The organism is Sphingobacterium sp. NPDC055346 (genome assembly GCF_053645235.1).
This window is the reverse complement of sequence record NZ_JBSHMI010000002.1, coordinates 218721-234347: the sequence shown is the minus strand read 5'-3', so window position 1 is coordinate 234347 and position 15627 is coordinate 218721. Positions and strand designations below refer to the sequence as shown.

Annotated in this window: 15 protein-coding genes; 4 read left to right on the top strand and 11 right to left on the bottom strand. The window is 37.8% G+C overall.

Annotated elements, in window-relative coordinates; genetic code table 11:
• Positions 1-2 precede the first annotated feature (2 nt).
• Positions 3-2195: an ATP-binding protein gene (locus tag ACWICE_RS05255; RefSeq protein ID WP_454297812.1), complete on the top strand. Its 2193-nt coding sequence runs from the start codon at positions 3-5 to the stop codon at positions 2193-2195.
• Between the two features lie 188 nt (positions 2196-2383).
• Positions 2384-2605 carry a hypothetical protein gene (locus tag ACWICE_RS05250; RefSeq protein WP_139185420.1) on the top strand — a complete coding sequence of 74 codons (222 nt, stop codon included), beginning with the start codon at positions 2384-2386 and terminating at the stop codon, positions 2603-2605.
• A gap of 356 nt (positions 2606-2961) precedes the next feature.
• Here ACWICE_RS05250 and ACWICE_RS05245 read toward each other — a convergent pair whose 3' ends face one another.
• Genes ACWICE_RS05245 through ACWICE_RS05210 form a run of 8 tightly spaced genes read right to left on the bottom strand, consistent with a single transcriptional unit; the run spans position 2962 to position 8565 of the window.
• The gene (locus ACWICE_RS05245) at positions 2962-3528 is read right to left on the bottom strand and encodes a lipocalin family protein (protein ID WP_236736443.1); all 567 of its coding nucleotides are present in this window, start codon (positions 3526-3528) and stop codon (positions 2962-2964) included.
• Positions 3509-4210 (bottom strand): lycopene cyclase domain-containing protein, encoded by a 702-nt coding sequence (locus tag ACWICE_RS05240; RefSeq protein WP_093095708.1) that lies wholly within the window; start codon positions 4208-4210, stop codon positions 3509-3511. The genes ACWICE_RS05245 and ACWICE_RS05240 overlap by 20 nt, the downstream gene beginning before the upstream one ends.
• A complete protein-coding gene (locus ACWICE_RS05235; protein ID WP_185211797.1) occupies positions 4207-4665 on the bottom strand; it encodes a sterol desaturase family protein in 459 nt (152 codons plus the stop codon). The genes ACWICE_RS05240 and ACWICE_RS05235 overlap by 4 nt, the downstream gene beginning before the upstream one ends.
• 1 nt (position 4666) lies before the next feature.
• Positions 4667-5134 (bottom strand): SRPBCC family protein, encoded by a 468-nt coding sequence (locus tag ACWICE_RS05230; protein ID WP_093095705.1) that lies wholly within the window; start codon positions 5132-5134, stop codon positions 4667-4669.
• A gap of 3 nt (positions 5135-5137) precedes the next feature.
• Entirely contained in the window at positions 5138-5596 is a 459-nt protein-coding gene (locus tag ACWICE_RS05225; protein ID WP_093095703.1) for a hypothetical protein, read from the bottom strand.
• On the bottom strand, positions 5593-6429 hold the full coding sequence (locus ACWICE_RS05220; RefSeq protein WP_093095702.1) for a phytoene/squalene synthase family protein: 837 nt from the start codon (positions 6427-6429) through the stop codon (positions 5593-5595). Before ACWICE_RS05220 ends, ACWICE_RS05225 begins: the two co-directional genes overlap by 4 nt.
• Before the next feature lie 4 nt (positions 6430-6433).
• Positions 6434-7906 (bottom strand): phytoene desaturase family protein, encoded by a 1473-nt coding sequence (locus ACWICE_RS05215; protein ID WP_093095700.1) that lies wholly within the window; start codon positions 7904-7906, stop codon positions 6434-6436.
• Positions 7903-8565: a MarR family winged helix-turn-helix transcriptional regulator gene (locus ACWICE_RS05210; protein ID WP_185216961.1), complete on the bottom strand. Its 663-nt coding sequence runs from the start codon at positions 8563-8565 to the stop codon at positions 7903-7905. The genes ACWICE_RS05215 and ACWICE_RS05210 overlap by 4 nt, the downstream gene beginning before the upstream one ends.
• A gap of 425 nt (positions 8566-8990) precedes the next feature.
• On the opposite strand from ACWICE_RS05210, the gene ACWICE_RS05205 reads away from it, so the two are divergent.
• Positions 8991-9188: a CsbD family protein gene (locus ACWICE_RS05205; RefSeq protein ID WP_093095696.1), complete on the top strand. Its 198-nt coding sequence runs from the start codon at positions 8991-8993 to the stop codon at positions 9186-9188.
• Between the two features lie 432 nt (positions 9189-9620).
• Positions 9621-9938, top strand: a complete 318-nt coding sequence (locus tag ACWICE_RS05200; RefSeq protein ID WP_454297811.1) for a hypothetical protein — start codon at positions 9621-9623, stop codon at positions 9936-9938.
• A 42-nt stretch (positions 9939-9980) separates the two neighbouring features.
• Here the strand turns inward: ACWICE_RS05200 and ACWICE_RS05195 are convergent, their stop codons facing one another.
• The 3 genes from ACWICE_RS05195 to ACWICE_RS05185 all read right to left on the bottom strand — a co-directional run bounded on the left by ACWICE_RS05195 (position 9981) and on the right by ACWICE_RS05185 (position 15493).
• Positions 9981-11996 carry a BCCT family transporter gene (locus tag ACWICE_RS05195; RefSeq protein ID WP_433896672.1) on the bottom strand — a complete coding sequence of 672 codons (2016 nt, stop codon included), beginning with the start codon at positions 11994-11996 and terminating at the stop codon, positions 9981-9983.
• Between the two features lie 234 nt (positions 11997-12230).
• On the bottom strand, positions 12231-14507 hold the full coding sequence (gene ggpS / locus ACWICE_RS05190) for a glucosylglycerol-phosphate synthase (RefSeq protein WP_236736442.1): 2277 nt from the start codon (positions 14505-14507) through the stop codon (positions 12231-12233).
• Positions 14504-15493: an NAD(P)H-dependent glycerol-3-phosphate dehydrogenase gene (locus tag ACWICE_RS05185; protein WP_093095691.1), complete on the bottom strand. Its 990-nt coding sequence runs from the start codon at positions 15491-15493 to the stop codon at positions 14504-14506. The genes ggpS and ACWICE_RS05185 overlap by 4 nt, the downstream gene beginning before the upstream one ends.
• Positions 15494-15627 lie beyond the last annotated feature (134 nt).

Sequence of the window (15627 nt, the reverse complement as noted above, 5' to 3'; positions counted from 1 at the left end):
AAATGGAAAAGATAAATTGTGAGGATGAAAAGATCCAATTTCTAGGTAAGATTCAAGATTTAGGATTTGTAATAATTGTTAATCAATCCTTAAATATTGAAGCAGTTAGCGAAAATATCCAAAAGTACCTGCCAAAAATATCTTCAAAGGATCTTATAGGCAAATCCCTATCCGATGCATTTGTTTTAAATATTGCAGAGAAGGATTTCATACTCAAAACCATTAAAGAAATTGAAAATCGCCCTGATCACAAAAGATGCACAAATTTAATAGCGATTGATGGTAATCCATTCTATTTAAGCATCTCAAATTCCTTGGATGCTATAAACTTGGAATTTGAGATCTCAACCATTCAAAATAATAACATTAGCAATATTATCAACAATAAATTGATAGCCTTGCAAAATGAAGGGCAGGACATCTGGGATGGTTTAACAGAAGTACTTTCACAAAATCTAATGGTAGATAGGGTGATGGTCTATCAATTCAATGAAGATAGTAGTGGAATCGTCATCGCTGAAACTTTAAATAGACCAGAATTACATTCTTATTTGGGGTTGAATTATCCAGAATTTGATATTCCAAGACAGGCACGGGAACTTTATAAAACAAAACACTGCAGATTTATAGTCGATACGGAGGAAGAGGGGGCAGTGATCAGTTCTCTTGATAATAGGGATATCGACCTTCGAAATATTTCTATCAGGAGATTGTCGCCTGTGCATTTACAATATCTAAAAAATGCGGGGTTTCGATCCAGCATTAGTTTTTCCATAATAATCAAGGGAGAACTTTGGGGACTTGTATGTTGCCAACATGAAACACCCAAACATATTGATCTTAGTATTCGCAATTTCTCTTTAATGGCCACTAATTTTGCAGCGAATAAATTTCAACAGTCGGAAGATAGAGAAAGAATTATTTATCTGAAAGAAGTTCAGGAACTTGAACTTCAGCTGAAAGAAAAGGTTTTACTAAAGACCAATATTTTCCCTGAATTAAGGGAATTCTCAAAAACCCTTATACATATCTTGGAAGCGGATGGAATCGCCATTGGATTTGAAGACTCTGTTTTCCTGGAAGGTTTACATCCGGAAAAGGAAACGTTGAGATCTCAAGTCCCCCAACTAAAAGAATTAGCCCAAGATCACATCTTTACAACTCACGCTCTAGATTCTCAGAATCAAATATATGAAGCCTTTGGAAAAACAATTGCCGGTCTAACTTTTGCCAATATTGACCATAAAAAAGACTTCTTTATCATTTGGTTTAGAAAAGAAATCCTGTTAAATAGAGAATGGGCAGGAAAACCTGAAAAATTTTATGAAGAGGATATGCTGACGGGAACCCTCAAACCTTCACCGCGTTCCTCTTTCAATGTTTGGCGCGAACAAGTGAACGGAACCTCCAGAAAATGGAGTTCCAAACACCTTCATTTTATCTTACGTATCAGAGAAATCCTAAGAGACTCGATGTTAAATAAAGCCGCTGAAATTGATTCGCTGAATACCCAGCTGATTGAAATGAACAATGCACTGGATACCTATGCCTATACCATTAGCCATGATTTAAAGAATCCTCTTTCTGCAATAAAAGTTTCAACTGAATTTCTTCAATATCGGCAGGATGTCAATCCTCAGCTCTTAAAGAAAATGACCTCAAATATTCTGGATTCCGTACACATCATTATGAATATGCTTGATAAGATCCATCAATTCTCAAAAGCAAGCTCATTTAATTTTGAAAAAGAAGTGGTAGAACCTGAAAACTTTGTGTATGAAATTATCAATATGAGCAAAAATAGATTCGGGTCCAATAATGTTCATGTGGTCGTTAATAACTTACACCCTGTACTCGGTGAGAAAACTTTGCTTTATCAATTGTTTTTGAACATTATTGGCAATGCTATAAAATATTCATCGAAAGTGGATTCTTCATTGGTCACTGTAGATTCTTTTACTACCGATAATGGCATAATCTATACTGTTTCAGACAATGGAATAGGTATTGAAGAAGAAGAACTAACATCTATTTATGAAATGTTTAAGCGCATGTCTAACTCTTCAGGCTATGAAGGCTCAGGAATTGGAATGTCCATTGTAAAAAGAATAGCTGATAAATTGGGAATTGATATCACCATTAAAAGTAAAATTGGAACCGGAACTTGTGTAAAACTGATGTTCCCTCCCAAATAACTATTGAATTCCAACCTTATTTTGATTAAAGACAAGTCATATATTATTAAATTTATTTAATGAAAATCACCGATTATTTAAAGCAAGAAACTAAAAAATTCCATCAAATTTCCGAAGCATTGGTTATTAATTATATCCGAAATATGAATTCTAAAAAAGATTACACGGATCTATAAAAAAAGTTCTATGTGTTTAACAAAGAGATACATCACTTTACGAATTCACATGTACAACAATTTACGGAGCACTATCCTTTCTTCTTAGGCTTAAAACAAATTGAGAATGATTTTGTCGCCTTAAAATTAGATTTACCTGAGTTGAAGGAAATGAAAATCCTCACGAATCTACATTCTGAACAACAGGCATTATGTTCTCCAAGGATCATCATTGGGAAGACCATATATTGCTAAAATCCTTAACAAACTTGATTTCGTTTCAACCGATCATTATTTTAACGAGAAATCAGATATTGCCCCAAAGGATTGGGACCGATTTAAATCAATATTAGATTCCAATATCCCAATAACAAATAGCGATGAAGCTATTTACTGGACAAATTTGACGTTTAAATTTTTGATAGACTTATTTAGGAACAACTAAAAATCATGGTAACTATTAATTACTTGAAAATGATTAAACTTTAGATCTTTGTACAAGAACTATTATTTTTATATAATTTTTGCAATTGAAACATTTTTTTTAAAAAATGAAGTCCTTAAGGTTCAAAAGATTTAGACCTACAGAAATATAGCCATCCCTATAAAATTTATTTCTCATTTAGGAATGGGTTATCGGTCCTATCGTGCTTTACCCAAATCAGTTTAGAGGTGTCATAACCAATCCTTTGCGCACTGTCTAGAAAGCTTTTTTTAATCCCATCGGGTATATCTTTTGTCCTTGATAAAATCCATAAATATTTCAAACTTTTTCCAGCAACCAGCGCATATCGATAATTTTCGTCCAATGCAATGACGTTGTATCCCGAATAAAAAGGGCCGAAGAAACTTACTTTTAATTCAGCAATATGCATATTATCGCTAAATTTTGCTAAACCAATGGCTTTTTTCCATTTCCCCTTCTTGTAGTTGTAACCGCTGTTCAATACCTTAACAGAGCCATCATCGTTCAAGCTGTATTGAGCGGAAACATTGTCCAGATCCTTTTCAAAACTGAAATCAAACCGGGCAATTTCATACCAAGTTCCCAGGTATCGACCCATTTCAAAGTTTTTTACCGCTTCAGCACCTTTGGGAATGGATGAACACGAATTTAGAAACGTAAACAGAACCACAGAAAATGCGATTACCAAAATCCTATTTTTTATGACCATCATTTCTTTTTTTAAATAATTTAAAAAAATAGAGAACCAAAAGGAATTGCGTATATCCATAGACGGCATCCTCAATTGGTATAGTTAATATGCGTACCCCAAGAAAGTCCCGGGGGTTGTAGTTCACTATGGGCGATTCCAATCCGGTTCCTGTCAGTACGCCGTTTACTGGAAGGAAACCCAACATCAAAACCGTAAATACTAGCGATGCTTTTCCAATCCATTCTGCCCGAACAATAAAATGCAGGTAGATTAAGGTTGTTAGGGTAGCGATTGCCGTGATAAGTGTGTATATTTTATCATAATGCAACAATGCCATAACCGAACAGATTACCACACTGATAAAAACAATCAGGTTATTAAACCCAGATAGCCATCCCAACCTAAAGAACTTCTCGAAACAGAAATAGGTAAATATACATGAAAACGGAATACAGATAAAAAAAAGCCATTCCTCGATCGGTAACCCAGCCAGTACTATTCCGAGCGTATAATCGGTATTGAACCACCAAACACCTTTTGCCGTAAACCATATATCCCAAGCGATGAAAGGAATGGCAACAATAATTGCAGATTTTAAAAACTCCCCAAAATGACGATTAAAATAAATTCGTTTATCGTATGAGGCAATGAAACATATGATGACCGTAAAGAACAATATTGCGGAATAGGTATAAGCCATCATTTTTTTCCAGAGTTAAAGTACATTTTAAAATATTTGAATGGAACGAAAAGAAATCCAAAACATTCACCGTCTTCTTTCCCGATATGCCTGTGATGTTGCTTGTGTGCCCTGCGGAGTGCCAAAAAATAGGGATTTTGGGTCTGGGACAGAAATTTTACCCTTTGATGGATAAAAATATCGTGCACAAAAAAATAAGCCATTCCGTACAGCAAAATGCCTAAACCGATATGGAACAGGTAATTGAAATTTTCTACCGACCCGAAATACATCAAAGCAATCGTTGGTATGGAAAATATTACGAAAAAGTAGTCGTTCTTTTCAAAAGCGCCCTCACTGCTGTGGTCGTGATGGTCTCTGTGCAGGAACCAAAGGAAACCGTGCATGACATATTTGTGGATAATCCAGGTTGCCCCTTCCATCAATGTAAATGTGATCATTACGATTAAAAAAGCCATATCAGTTGTTAATTGGGTTAAAGAGTTTTTCTATGGTGTCGCGCCGGAAATCGAAAATATCCGTCAATTTCCTTTTCACTAACAGCAAATGTGCAATCTGTCCTACCAGGCCGAAAGGCAGTTCGTAATCTACCGTATCCTTCATCAAGACCCCATCTTTATTGGGGAAGAATTCATGAAGATGCCTCCAGTACTTATAAGGTCCTTTCTCCTGTAAATCAATAAAACATTTATTGTGTTCAACATGGGTGATTCTTGTCCTCCACTTCAAAGGGATTGTAAGTAACGGAGAAACGATATAATCGATGATCGTACCCTCAGCAATCTCCTCAGCGACATATTCCGACAGCACTGTAAAACCAATACCTTTAGGCGTAATCTTGGAAAGGTTCTTGGGAGAAGAGAAAAAACGCCAGGCTTCTTCGACGTCACAATTCAATTGTTGCTCTCTGTATAGCCGATTTCTCATAAATTAATCTTTTAAAAGTGTCCCTATCATCTTAAGAAGAATCTCCGACCTAATTTGGAGACTGTTTTCCTTAATAAAAGCGGAATCCTCATTTATGTTTGATTTGTACCCTAAAAAGGATGGAGCATTTTTTTGGACAGAAAGCCTGATAAACCTCAATTCAACATTCTCAGGTTCTTTTTTGATCGCTTTCTCGATGTTTTTCTTTCCTTCTCTGAATGTTTTGAGTTTGCTAATCGGACTAAAAACATGATTGGCCCAAATAGTTTGCAATCCACCTAAATATCCCAGATGAGTAGCCGAATTGTTTTTAGATTCCATCAATTCTCCAATCATTCTTTCGCACAATGCCCGGTTTGATACCAACTTGCTGTAATTAGACCTCACATCTTCTACAGCAATTGGACTAAAAATCCTTAAAAAGAATACTGAACTAATGAGCAAACCAGTTATATTCATCATAAAAAAGCCGTTTTATATCGTACATAACTTTTGAACGCCACGTATGCCTTTTCGGCATTGGGAACCCGAATCCTATTATTCAATATCTCTTTGGAGGATCTTCTTTTTATTTTTTGGAACAATGACAAATAGTACCTATAAGCTAAATATACACCGAACCTAGCGGAGCTGGGCAGTTTCTTAATTCCAACAAAAGCAATTCTAAACTCTTCTTCTATTTCCTTTTCAATCCGACATTTCACGCAATTATCAAATATGCGCATATCGATATCTGGAAAATAGGTCCTTCCCAAAACCTGATAATCATCCCTCAAATCCCTTAAAAAATTAACTTTTTGAAAAGCGGAGCCTAATTTCATTGCATAAGGTTCCAGTTCTTTATACCTTTCGGCGTCGCCATCCGTAAAAACTTGCAGGCACATCAACCCGACTACTTCCGCGGAACCAAAAATATATTCTTCATATAGCGCTGAATTGTAGTCTATTTTCCGCAGATCCATTTCCATACTATGCAAAAACTTTTCAATTAGTATTATGTCTATTTTAAAAAGATTTACCGTTTCTTGAAAGGATTGAAGGATTGGATTAAGGGATATCCCCTCGTGAAGTGCAACATAGGTTTCTGTTTTTAACCGGCTCAAGAGCTTCTCTTTATCATATCCATGAAAACTATCCACGATTTCATCGGCTAATCTCACGTACCCATATATGGCATATATTGCAGATCGAATTGAGGGTTTCAGCGACAGGATTCCCAAGGAAAAACTAGTGCTATATTTCTGGGTTGTTATCTTGCTAACCGAGTATGAAAGTTCGTCAAACAGCTGTTTCATGGTTTTATTTTTTTAGTTTGATTATTTCGTTTGCAACAATTCTACCTGAAATTATGGATGGAGGGATCCCAGGTCCGGGAACCGTCAATTGACCTGTGTAGAATAAATTTTTCAATCTTTTGTTTCTTATTTTGGGCTTTAGGACTGCAGTCTGACCTAGCGTATTAGCCAATCCATAGGCATTCCCACCATAGGCATTATAATCCGAAATAAAATCGCTGACACAGTAGCTTCTTTTGTATTCGATCTTTGACCGTAGATCTTGTATCCCTGTATGCCTTTCTATCCTTGAAAGCATGTTGTTCAAATATAGTTCACGTGTAGTTTCTGCATCGTCAATCCCGATTGCCAACGGCATTAGAAGGAATAAGTTCTCTTTGCCCGGGGGAGCTAAAGTACTGTCTGTTTTGGAAGGGCAACAGGAATAAAAGAGAGGCCTCTGTGGCCATTTTTTTTCTTCATATATAGAATCGACATGTTCATCAAGATCATTCTCAAAAAAAAGCGTATGATGTTCGAGGTTGGGAATGCTTTGATCGATCCCTAAATAATAAATCAGACTGGAGGGTGCAAAGGTTCTGTTTTGCCAGAATTCTTCTGAATAATTTCTGTTCTCTTTACTTAATAGGGTTTCTGTATGATGATAATCCGAAGAAGCAATGACAGCATCAAATTCATGGATCTTGCCATTTATGGTTAACGAGGTAACCTTTCCGCTACATGTGTTTATACTTTCAACGGTTTTGTTGAAATGGAAATTAGCACCTTGACTTTCGGCTACTTTTTTCATCGCCAAAACCAATTGATAAAACCCGCCCATCGGATAATAGGTCCCCAAAGCATAACCACCGTAATTCATCAAACTATACAATGCAGGGATATCCTTTGGAGAAGCACCCAGGAAAATTACGGGAAATTCCATCAAGGTCCTTAGCTTTTCACTTTTAAAATATTTAGCAACGTAAGGCCTGAAACCCGTCAACAAATCCAATTTAATCGCACTTTTGACTATCTTGAGAGAGAAGAATTCACTCCAATTGTGACAGGGTTTATTAATAAAATCCTGCATTCCTACTTCATACTTAAACTTTGCCGCTTGCATGAATTTATCCACTTGCATTCCAGCTCCTTTTTCGATTCCTTCAAACAGGACTTTAAGCTCTTCCAGACATTCGGGAATACTAATTTTTCCTTCTGAAAAAACCACTTCAAACTGTGGGTTTAACGATATCAACTCAAAGAAATCAGAAGTTTGACAACCGAAATCAGCAAAAAAACTATCCATAATATCCGGCATCCAGTACCAGCTGGGACCCATATCGAAAACATATCCATCATCGGTTGAAAACTGCCGCGCTCTACCTCCCGGCCGATCATGTTTTTCAAACACGTGAACATCATTACCTGCCTTTGCCAGGTAGGCACTTGCAGATAGTCCCGAGAATCCTGACCCTATAATGGCTATTTTCTTCTTCATCGCCTTTTATCCTTTAAAGCTTCATTCAATAAATATTCTGTTTCAATATTCTTGTAATATATCCGTTGATGGAACTTATTGAGTTTATTGAGCAATTTGATCAGCTCCATTTTTTCGGGATGGTTTAAGTCTCCTGTAACTATTTCGGTCGCTTTCCTGATTCTGTCCATTTGGTTTTCTAAAACATTCAATCCTTTGAAGCTGATTTTTAAAACTTTACTTCTTTTGTCAATTTCAGAATCAGTTTGATTGACCCAACCTTGAGAAATCAGACGATTGATAATTTGCATTCCAGCAGGTTTCTCGTGAACGTTCTTTTTTATCAAATCCATTTTGGTCATTTCACCAAATGCCTTTAGGTTAATCAGGTAAATAAAGTCTTCCTGCGAAGAGAAATCAGAACCGTATATGGCTGATTTGGAATAACTTTTAGCATATCTGTTCATATGGACAATTAAGGTACTAATTACACTTTCTGCACTGCGCCCACTTTCTTTTCCTTCCCAATAAGGCTCGGTCTCCATCTCCTGGCTGTTATATTTGACGTTTATCCATCTTTTAAAACCTTCGATATCATCAGGATATATGTTTTCTAACGAATTTTCTATCTCAAATTCTTCAACTAGATCGATAACACTTTTTAAAATATCGTACTTCATGTTTGTTTTGTTATACAATTATACTAATTTTTATTTACAATAGTATTTTTTTATACTTTTTTAAATTTTGATTTTAAATTTGAAAATAACAATATTGCATATCCTTGTTCACCAAACTTACTTAATCCCATCCCAATCAAACCTCTTCGCCTTTCACATCCAAATACGGCTTTGCACCTTAAAATTGGGCACTGTTACCGAATCAGGCGTCGTTTTTTGTCCTTAAATAATATTCTTGATTTTGCAGTGCTTATAAAAATTATGATAAGGGCCCTCATCTTTCAAAATGGAATAAACGTAAACTGAAAAAATTATTATTATTCGTAATCCAAAGTGGAATAAACATTATTTTTTATCTAATTTAATATTTTCGAAAACCTTATTTAATTGGATGTGTTATTTAGTTTATACTAAATTAAATATATATGGATTCTTTAGATTTAAAAGGAAAATGGAACATCCTCAAAGGTAAGGTTAAACAGAAGTATGCAGATTTAACGGATGACGATCTTCTTTATGTTGAAGGAAAAGAAGATGAACTCTATGGAAGGCTGCAGGAAAAAACGGGCAAGACCCGTGAAGAGGTAAGATCATGGTTAAACGATTTGGATAAGGAAGCATAGATAACAGTTTAGAATCTGGGAGCCTAACCTTATCAGTTAGGCTCTCTTCATTAAAACTACTTGATTTGGTTCAAGATTTAATAATATTCCTAGATTTCTTAAATCGATATCCTGCCACTAATGACAGATGCTCGATGGATACATTTTTTCCATAGAATTGGATTTCTTGAAAATTTCAAGAGTAAAATAGATTCTATCGTCAAACCCAAAGGGTAACTACATCATGGAAAATTATTTGAGAGCATTCCTAACGTATTTTTTCGATTAAAATATTTTGTGGTATTAGTGACAGGATATAATGGTACATCTAATAGAATAATTACTGGCACCCTTGTTAATTATAGAAATTTGATGTAAAATTTCATCAATTATCCTGATCAAGATCATTTTTCAATCAGTCCCAGTGCTTTAGCTTTGGGTTTGTTTTTTAAAATGCCCAGTGAACCAATTCAGTTTATGATGAGAAATCAATTTATCTTAGTTTGCCTAAAGTCAATGCTGGATGGTATTTTTGACTATTATGACATCAGCCTAACTAAAGTAGATACTAGACTCCATTCTGAAGAGAGCTGGCCAATAGGAACTGATGTTTATGTACTTTGCGGAATTTATGCCTCGCAGATCTATGTTCAAAGACTCTACATTGTCAGAGAAGCAACCGAAAACATGATCAAATTGCAGATTGAAAAACTAGCTGTTCGATTGAAAACAGAAATATCTAAGTCAAATAATCAACTCTCCCAAGGATAATTGGGAAAAGTTTGCCTTTTCCGGTCAAAGAAAAGGAAATTCCTACCTGATCCTTCTATTGGCATTGCTGCTGATGAACATTTCATTTTTTCCCTCAGAGATTATGGCCACAAATCTTTCATAATGCTTAAGGATATCAGCGATCAGTTCTTCCCTTGTGAAAAATCTCACATCATATCCCTGCCGGGCGTCCCCAAAATATGCCAAAGGAAAGTAGGCCTCCCCTTCCCCACTATCCGTAAGGTTTTCTTCACTCTGGAAATATTCAGGGACTTCCCTGGATTCACGCCTGATGCCGTAGAGGAAATTGTTGACAAGGTCATACTGAATCTCGATCTCTACGAACTTTGGTTCTGAACCCTGGGTAACCTTAGCTTCGACACCATTCTTCATGAATTCTTGCTGTAGCTCATGGATAGCTTCAGCAGCTATTTGGTTGATAAATTCATCTACATCGCTCCGGGCGTCAGCATTTACGATTTGTTTTAGCCGTTCTTTCCAGAATTTCCCCGACCACGGAACAGTCGATACCGAGAACTCTTGTTCGTAATACTTCTTATCGATCGATAGGGCCTTAACAAGGCAAACTATCATCATCAGTATGATTAACGAAAAGGGAAGTGCTGTGATCAGGGTCATGCTCTGCAGTGCCTCCAACCCTCCGGCATTCAATAAGAATAGTGCCAAAACGGCCAACAGCCCGCCCCATCCTGCAATCTGCCTTTTAGGGGAAATCTTTGCATTCTTGGTTGCGATGCTGTTCATCACGAACATTCCTGAATCTGCCGAGGTTACAAAAAAAATCATGATGATCCCTATCACCATAAAGCTGATCAATTTGGTTAATGGCAGGTATTCCAAAAACCTGAACATAAGGGAATCTGGATCAGTTGCCAGTGCGCTCAATGCACCTTCCGCAACATGGCTGTCCAGCCATATGGCACTATTGCCGAACACTGACATCCACATAAAATTGAAGATAGAAGGAAGGATAAGCACCGCAGCGATAAATTCGCGAATGGTTCTTCCTTTTGATATCTTGGCGATGAATAGGCCGACAAAAGGGGACCATGAGATCCACCAAGCCCAGTACAGGATTGTCCAATCGTAGAACCATGGCAAGGATTCTTCTTCATAAACATGGGTATTGAACGTTAGGCTGAAGAAATTATTGATGTAATTTCCAATCCCTTCCGTGAAGCTCCCTATCAGATAGACGGTCGGACCAAGAAAGAGCACGAAAACCATCAGCAAAATAACCACCCCTATATTGATGTTACTCAAGATCCTTACCCCTTTATCAACTCCTGTAGTAGCTGAAAAAACTGAAATCGATACCAGGATAACGACAATGAAAACCTGGTAGATGAAATCGGTACTAGGAACGATACCAAGGATCTCCAATCCTGAATTTACCTGGACCACCCCAAAGCCTAGGGTTGTCGTTATGCCAAAGAAAGTACTGCATAGGGCAAAAACATCGATTGCATTGCCCCAATTACCCTGGATCCTATCCTTCAATAATGGATACAGACAACTTCTTAGCGATAGGGGGAGTTTATACCTATAGGCAAAATAGGACAGTGCTAGACCGACAAGCCCATATATTGCCCAGGCGTGGATACCCCAATGGAAAAATGTATAAAGTTGGGCATTTTTAGCCGCATTGACATAACTCTTCTTGGCAAAAATCTCATTGGTATAATGTTGCATGGGTTCTGAAACACTAAAATACATCAAGCCTATTCCCATGCCTGCAGCAAAGAGCATAGATATCCATGAAAAAAATGAATAATCCGGAGAGCTGTCGTTCCTGCCCAGTTTGATGTCGCCAAATTTACTGACCATCAAAAATAAAAGGAAAAGTACAAAAATGGTTACCGACCAGACGTATACCCAATTCAGGTTTACAAAAATAAAGGCCTTAATATCATTTAGGATCTTGTTCACTGCCTCAGGGAAAATAGCTGATGCCAAACATACCCCTACAATAAATATCAAGCTTGGAATGGTGACTCCCATGCTGAGGGATGATCTGAAATTTTTCGTTTTTGACATAGACTGGTTCTATTTTTTAATCAAATTAAATTTATGCCTTTTCAGGCAATATTATCTGTTTTTTTTCTAGATCACACCATTGGTATTTTGACAAGGTTTTGAAACATGCAAATCAACCATTTTTCAAAAAACAGTACCTATTCTTCTGACACCAATGAAAAGTTAACAATAGGAGCATTCGCAATTGTACCATCATTAATTGCTCGATTTCCCTTATTACATTTTCAAATTGATCTACATTCTTTTGTTTTGATCCTTTACTTGGTTAGTGTAATTGCTCGTTTCAAGTTCCCTGACAAAATCCTCTCCCCAGTAATGAACATCATAATGTTTAATTTGTTGTAAGGACCTCTTGATCCGCAAAAGGGCTTCCTCTTCCGGCATGGTAAGGGCTTGGTGTAAGGACTCGATCATGCTTCGGCGATCATAGGGATTTGTTGGGACACAATATGGGAGTTCGACAGACGCACCAGCAAATTCAGAAAGTACCAGAACTCCCGATTGGTTCAAGATCCCCTGCGTTGCGACAAATTCCTTGGAAACAAGGTTTAGACCATCTCGCAAAGGTGTTATCCAAGCCACATCTGCCAGAGCATATTGGACAAGGACTTCTTCGAATGGAAGCGCTTGGAAGAAATATTGAATTGGAGTCCAGTCCAGAGTAGCGTACCTACCATTGATTTCTCCCACAGCCTGATTGACCTGATCCCTGATCTTGTCATAGATGCGCATGCCTTTCGATGGTGGGGTACAGACGTTTATCAGTTCGACCTTTCCCCGAAATTCGGGATATTCCTTCAGAAACTCCCCGAATGCCAATATCTTTTCCAAAGGTCCCTTCACATAATCCATCCGCTCAATTGACACAATTCGTTTCATATCTTTATTTTCTGCCTCCGCTCTGTATTTTTCGATCCGCTGCGCAATCCCTTCCTTAGTTATCAAGCTCTCAATCAACTCATAATTAACTCCAACCGGTTGTGCACCTAATCGAATAGTTCGTCCATCAACAGAGATTATTTTGGTCATCTCTTCAACACCCAACGCCATACTATAGGTAAGAAACTGCTTGGAAACATTCACCGATCTCATCCGCTTAAAAGGAGTGTGACTGCGCAGGACATCAATAAAATTCTCCACATACCTGGGGATATGGAAACTGATAAAATCACACATTAACAAGCTCCCAATGATCTCCCTTCGCCATGGAATTGTATTGAAAATATCTGCTGCGGGGAAAGCAGTGTGGTGAAAAAAACCAATTTTAAGATCTGGACGCATCATTTTTAGGAATGAAGGGACCATCCAAAGATTATACTCGTGAATCCATACCAATGCTTCAGGTTCGGCTTCTTTCGCTATCCGCTGGGCGAAAAGCTTATTTATTTTTAAATAATGAGCCCAGTCCAGGTGATTAAATTTAGCCTTATCGACAAAAGAAAAAATTGTTGGCCAAAATGCTTCCTTGGAAAACACCCTATAGAATTTATCAATGTCTTTCTGGGAAAGTGAGATAGCTGAGACATCAAGGTTAGGGTATTTATCGATATCAACCTTTTGCCTTACATCCTGATTTCCTTCCCCAAGATCCACTTCCTCACCAATCCAAATGCCGGGTCTCCCCTTTTCAAAGAGTCCTAATAAAGAAGGGATTATTCCATTGGGGCTTTGCGGGGGAACATTTTTCATGCTCCCTTCAACCATGATCTTTTCGAAAGGCAGTCGATGGTAAACCATCACCAACTGGCGATCTTTGGAAGATTGCCGAAGCAGGGGTTCTTCAATGAAATTATCAACGAAGGGGGCAAAAGATTCGATTTTTTCCATACATTCAAGAATCCCCCCAGCTCCCGGAAGACGTGCCTGATATACATTCAACAGATCTTCAGTAGCATCAAGAAGTGCGGTTTCAGACTCCCCAACAGCAACACCTAAAAATCCAGTATGGAACATGGAGAGGTCGTTCAATGTATCACCCGCAACCAAAACCTTGTTTTCTGGCACACCCAAATGAGCCACCAATTTTTTCAGTGAACTCCCTTTATTGACGCCTTTAGGAAGAATATCCAAATATTTTCCCAAGGATGTGACCACATCACAATTTCTCCCTTCAGCAATAGCGCGAACCTTAACTAAATCCGTACTTGCATCGTAATAATATGAGCAGCGTCGCTGCTGGGGGACTCTTTGATATACCAAACCGGGAATCTCTGAAAAATCCCCCTGAAGTTCATATACCGAAGGCCAATTACTTTCGATTTCATGTTGAATGGAGTCTATCGTAGTGAGTGTAGCACCCTCGCAAATAGTAGCCCCCACATCGGCAATTATAAAATGTGGTGTTGGGATCGTTGGATCGTTCAACAAAGGGATAACAGATTCCAATCCTCGCCCCGTAACGAAGACCAATTGAATATCCCTATTTCCCTTGATAATCTGATAGAGTTTTAGGCGATCTTCCATTGACCCCCCTAAAAATGTTCCATCCAAGTCAGTCGCTAATAGCATCATTTTAATTTCCCTTCCAATTCCTTAAATTTTGATCTTACGGAATGGTTTCCGTATAATATTTCATAAATAGATTCAAGGATGGGTAAACCCAATCCCTGTTCTTTCGCATAGCAAAAAAGCCCTTTAGTTGCCCAGTAGCCCTCAGCTACCATCCCTAATTTATCCATTGCTCCTTCTGCCGAATGCCCTTGGGCAACAAATTCTCCAAAACGACGATTTCGGCTGTTGTTCGAGTATGCCGTCACCAGCAAATCTCCAGCATAGGAAGAATTCAAGATCTCTCTTTGCGCATCCCTTTCAGTCCCTAGGATACATTGCATTTCGAAAAGAGCATTGCTAACGAGAACAGCCAGGAAATTATCGCCATAACCTAAACCTTTGGCCATACCGCTAGCTATACCTAATACGTTTTTATAGATAGAACCATAACCAACTCCAATTGGATCAATGTTGCTGCGCACTTTAACATAAGGTCTTTTAAACAAAACAGCTAACTTATCAGCCGTATCTGGGTTTGAGCAGGATAAGGTCAGGTAAGTTTGTTTGTTTTCTGCAATTTCTTCTGAATGGCAAGGTCCCGCAATGGTCACGATATGGGACTCTGGTAATTTCAAAGTTTGGCTCAGAAAACTGCTGGGGACTTCACAATTAGCTCCAACAGTACCTTTCATTGCGGCTAGTACAATCTTGTTTTCAAAAAGTGAACAATCTAGGTCATAACAGACCTGCTTAAGGGTGGCACTTGGAACGGCAAAAATGATAATCCTTGATTGAGCAACCACATGCCGCAGGTTTCCACTGGGAAAAACAAATATAGGATTGAGTTGAACTTGCGGAAGGTAACTAGGATTGTTTCCATTTTCCTTGACATGGTTTACCTGTTCTTTCCTTCGCAGGTACCAATATGTTGGGATCTTGTTTTCGGTTAATATTTTTACTAAAGCAGTAGCCCAACTTCCACCACCAACAACACTTATTTCAATCAAACTTTGGGGATTAATTTGCAGAATATTGGCTTAGAATTCTGCAGTTAAATAATTAATGAGCAACAAATGTATGAAATAATAAACTAATAAGCAATTTTTTTGGCAAAATACTGGGATTACATAGTTATTTATAC

What these genes read in the sequence shown, in the direction of transcription:
- ACWICE_RS05205 (WP_093095696.1), top strand. Translation starts at nt 8,991, where the DNA reads ATGGATTCTTTAGATTTAAAAGGAAAATGGAACATCCTCAAAGGTAAG.
- ACWICE_RS05245 (WP_236736443.1), bottom strand. Translation starts at nt 3,528, where the DNA reads ATGATGGTCATAAAAAATAGGATTTTGGTAATCGCATTTTCTGTGGTT.
- ACWICE_RS05195 (WP_433896672.1), bottom strand. Translation starts at nt 11,996, where the DNA reads ATGTCAAAAACGAAAAATTTCAGATCATCCCTCAGCATGGGAGTCACC.
- ACWICE_RS05220 (WP_093095702.1), bottom strand. Translation starts at nt 6,429, where the DNA reads ATGAAACAGCTGTTTGACGAACTTTCATACTCGGTTAGCAAGATAACA.
- ACWICE_RS05235 (WP_185211797.1), bottom strand. Translation starts at nt 4,665, where the DNA reads ATGGCTTTTTTAATCGTAATGATCACATTTACATTGATGGAAGGGGCA.
- ACWICE_RS05240 (WP_093095708.1), bottom strand. Translation starts at nt 4,210, where the DNA reads ATGATGGCTTATACCTATTCCGCAATATTGTTCTTTACGGTCATCATA.
- ACWICE_RS05215 (WP_093095700.1), bottom strand. Translation starts at nt 7,906, where the DNA reads ATGAAGAAGAAAATAGCCATTATAGGGTCAGGATTCTCGGGACTATCT.
- ggpS (WP_236736442.1), bottom strand. Translation starts at nt 14,507, where the DNA reads ATGATGCTATTAGCGACTGACTTGGATGGAACATTTTTAGGGGGGTCA.
- ACWICE_RS05200 (WP_454297811.1), top strand. Translation starts at nt 9,621, where the DNA reads ATGCCCAGTGAACCAATTCAGTTTATGATGAGAAATCAATTTATCTTA.
- ACWICE_RS05230 (WP_093095705.1), bottom strand. Translation starts at nt 5,134, where the DNA reads ATGAGAAATCGGCTATACAGAGAGCAACAATTGAATTGTGACGTCGAA.
- ACWICE_RS05210 (WP_185216961.1), bottom strand. Translation starts at nt 8,565, where the DNA reads ATGAAGTACGATATTTTAAAAAGTGTTATCGATCTAGTTGAAGAATTT.
- ACWICE_RS05255 (WP_454297812.1), top strand. Translation starts at nt 3, where the DNA reads ATGGAAAAGATAAATTGTGAGGATGAAAAGATCCAATTTCTAGGTAAG.
- ACWICE_RS05225 (WP_093095703.1), bottom strand. Translation starts at nt 5,596, where the DNA reads ATGATGAATATAACTGGTTTGCTCATTAGTTCAGTATTCTTTTTAAGG.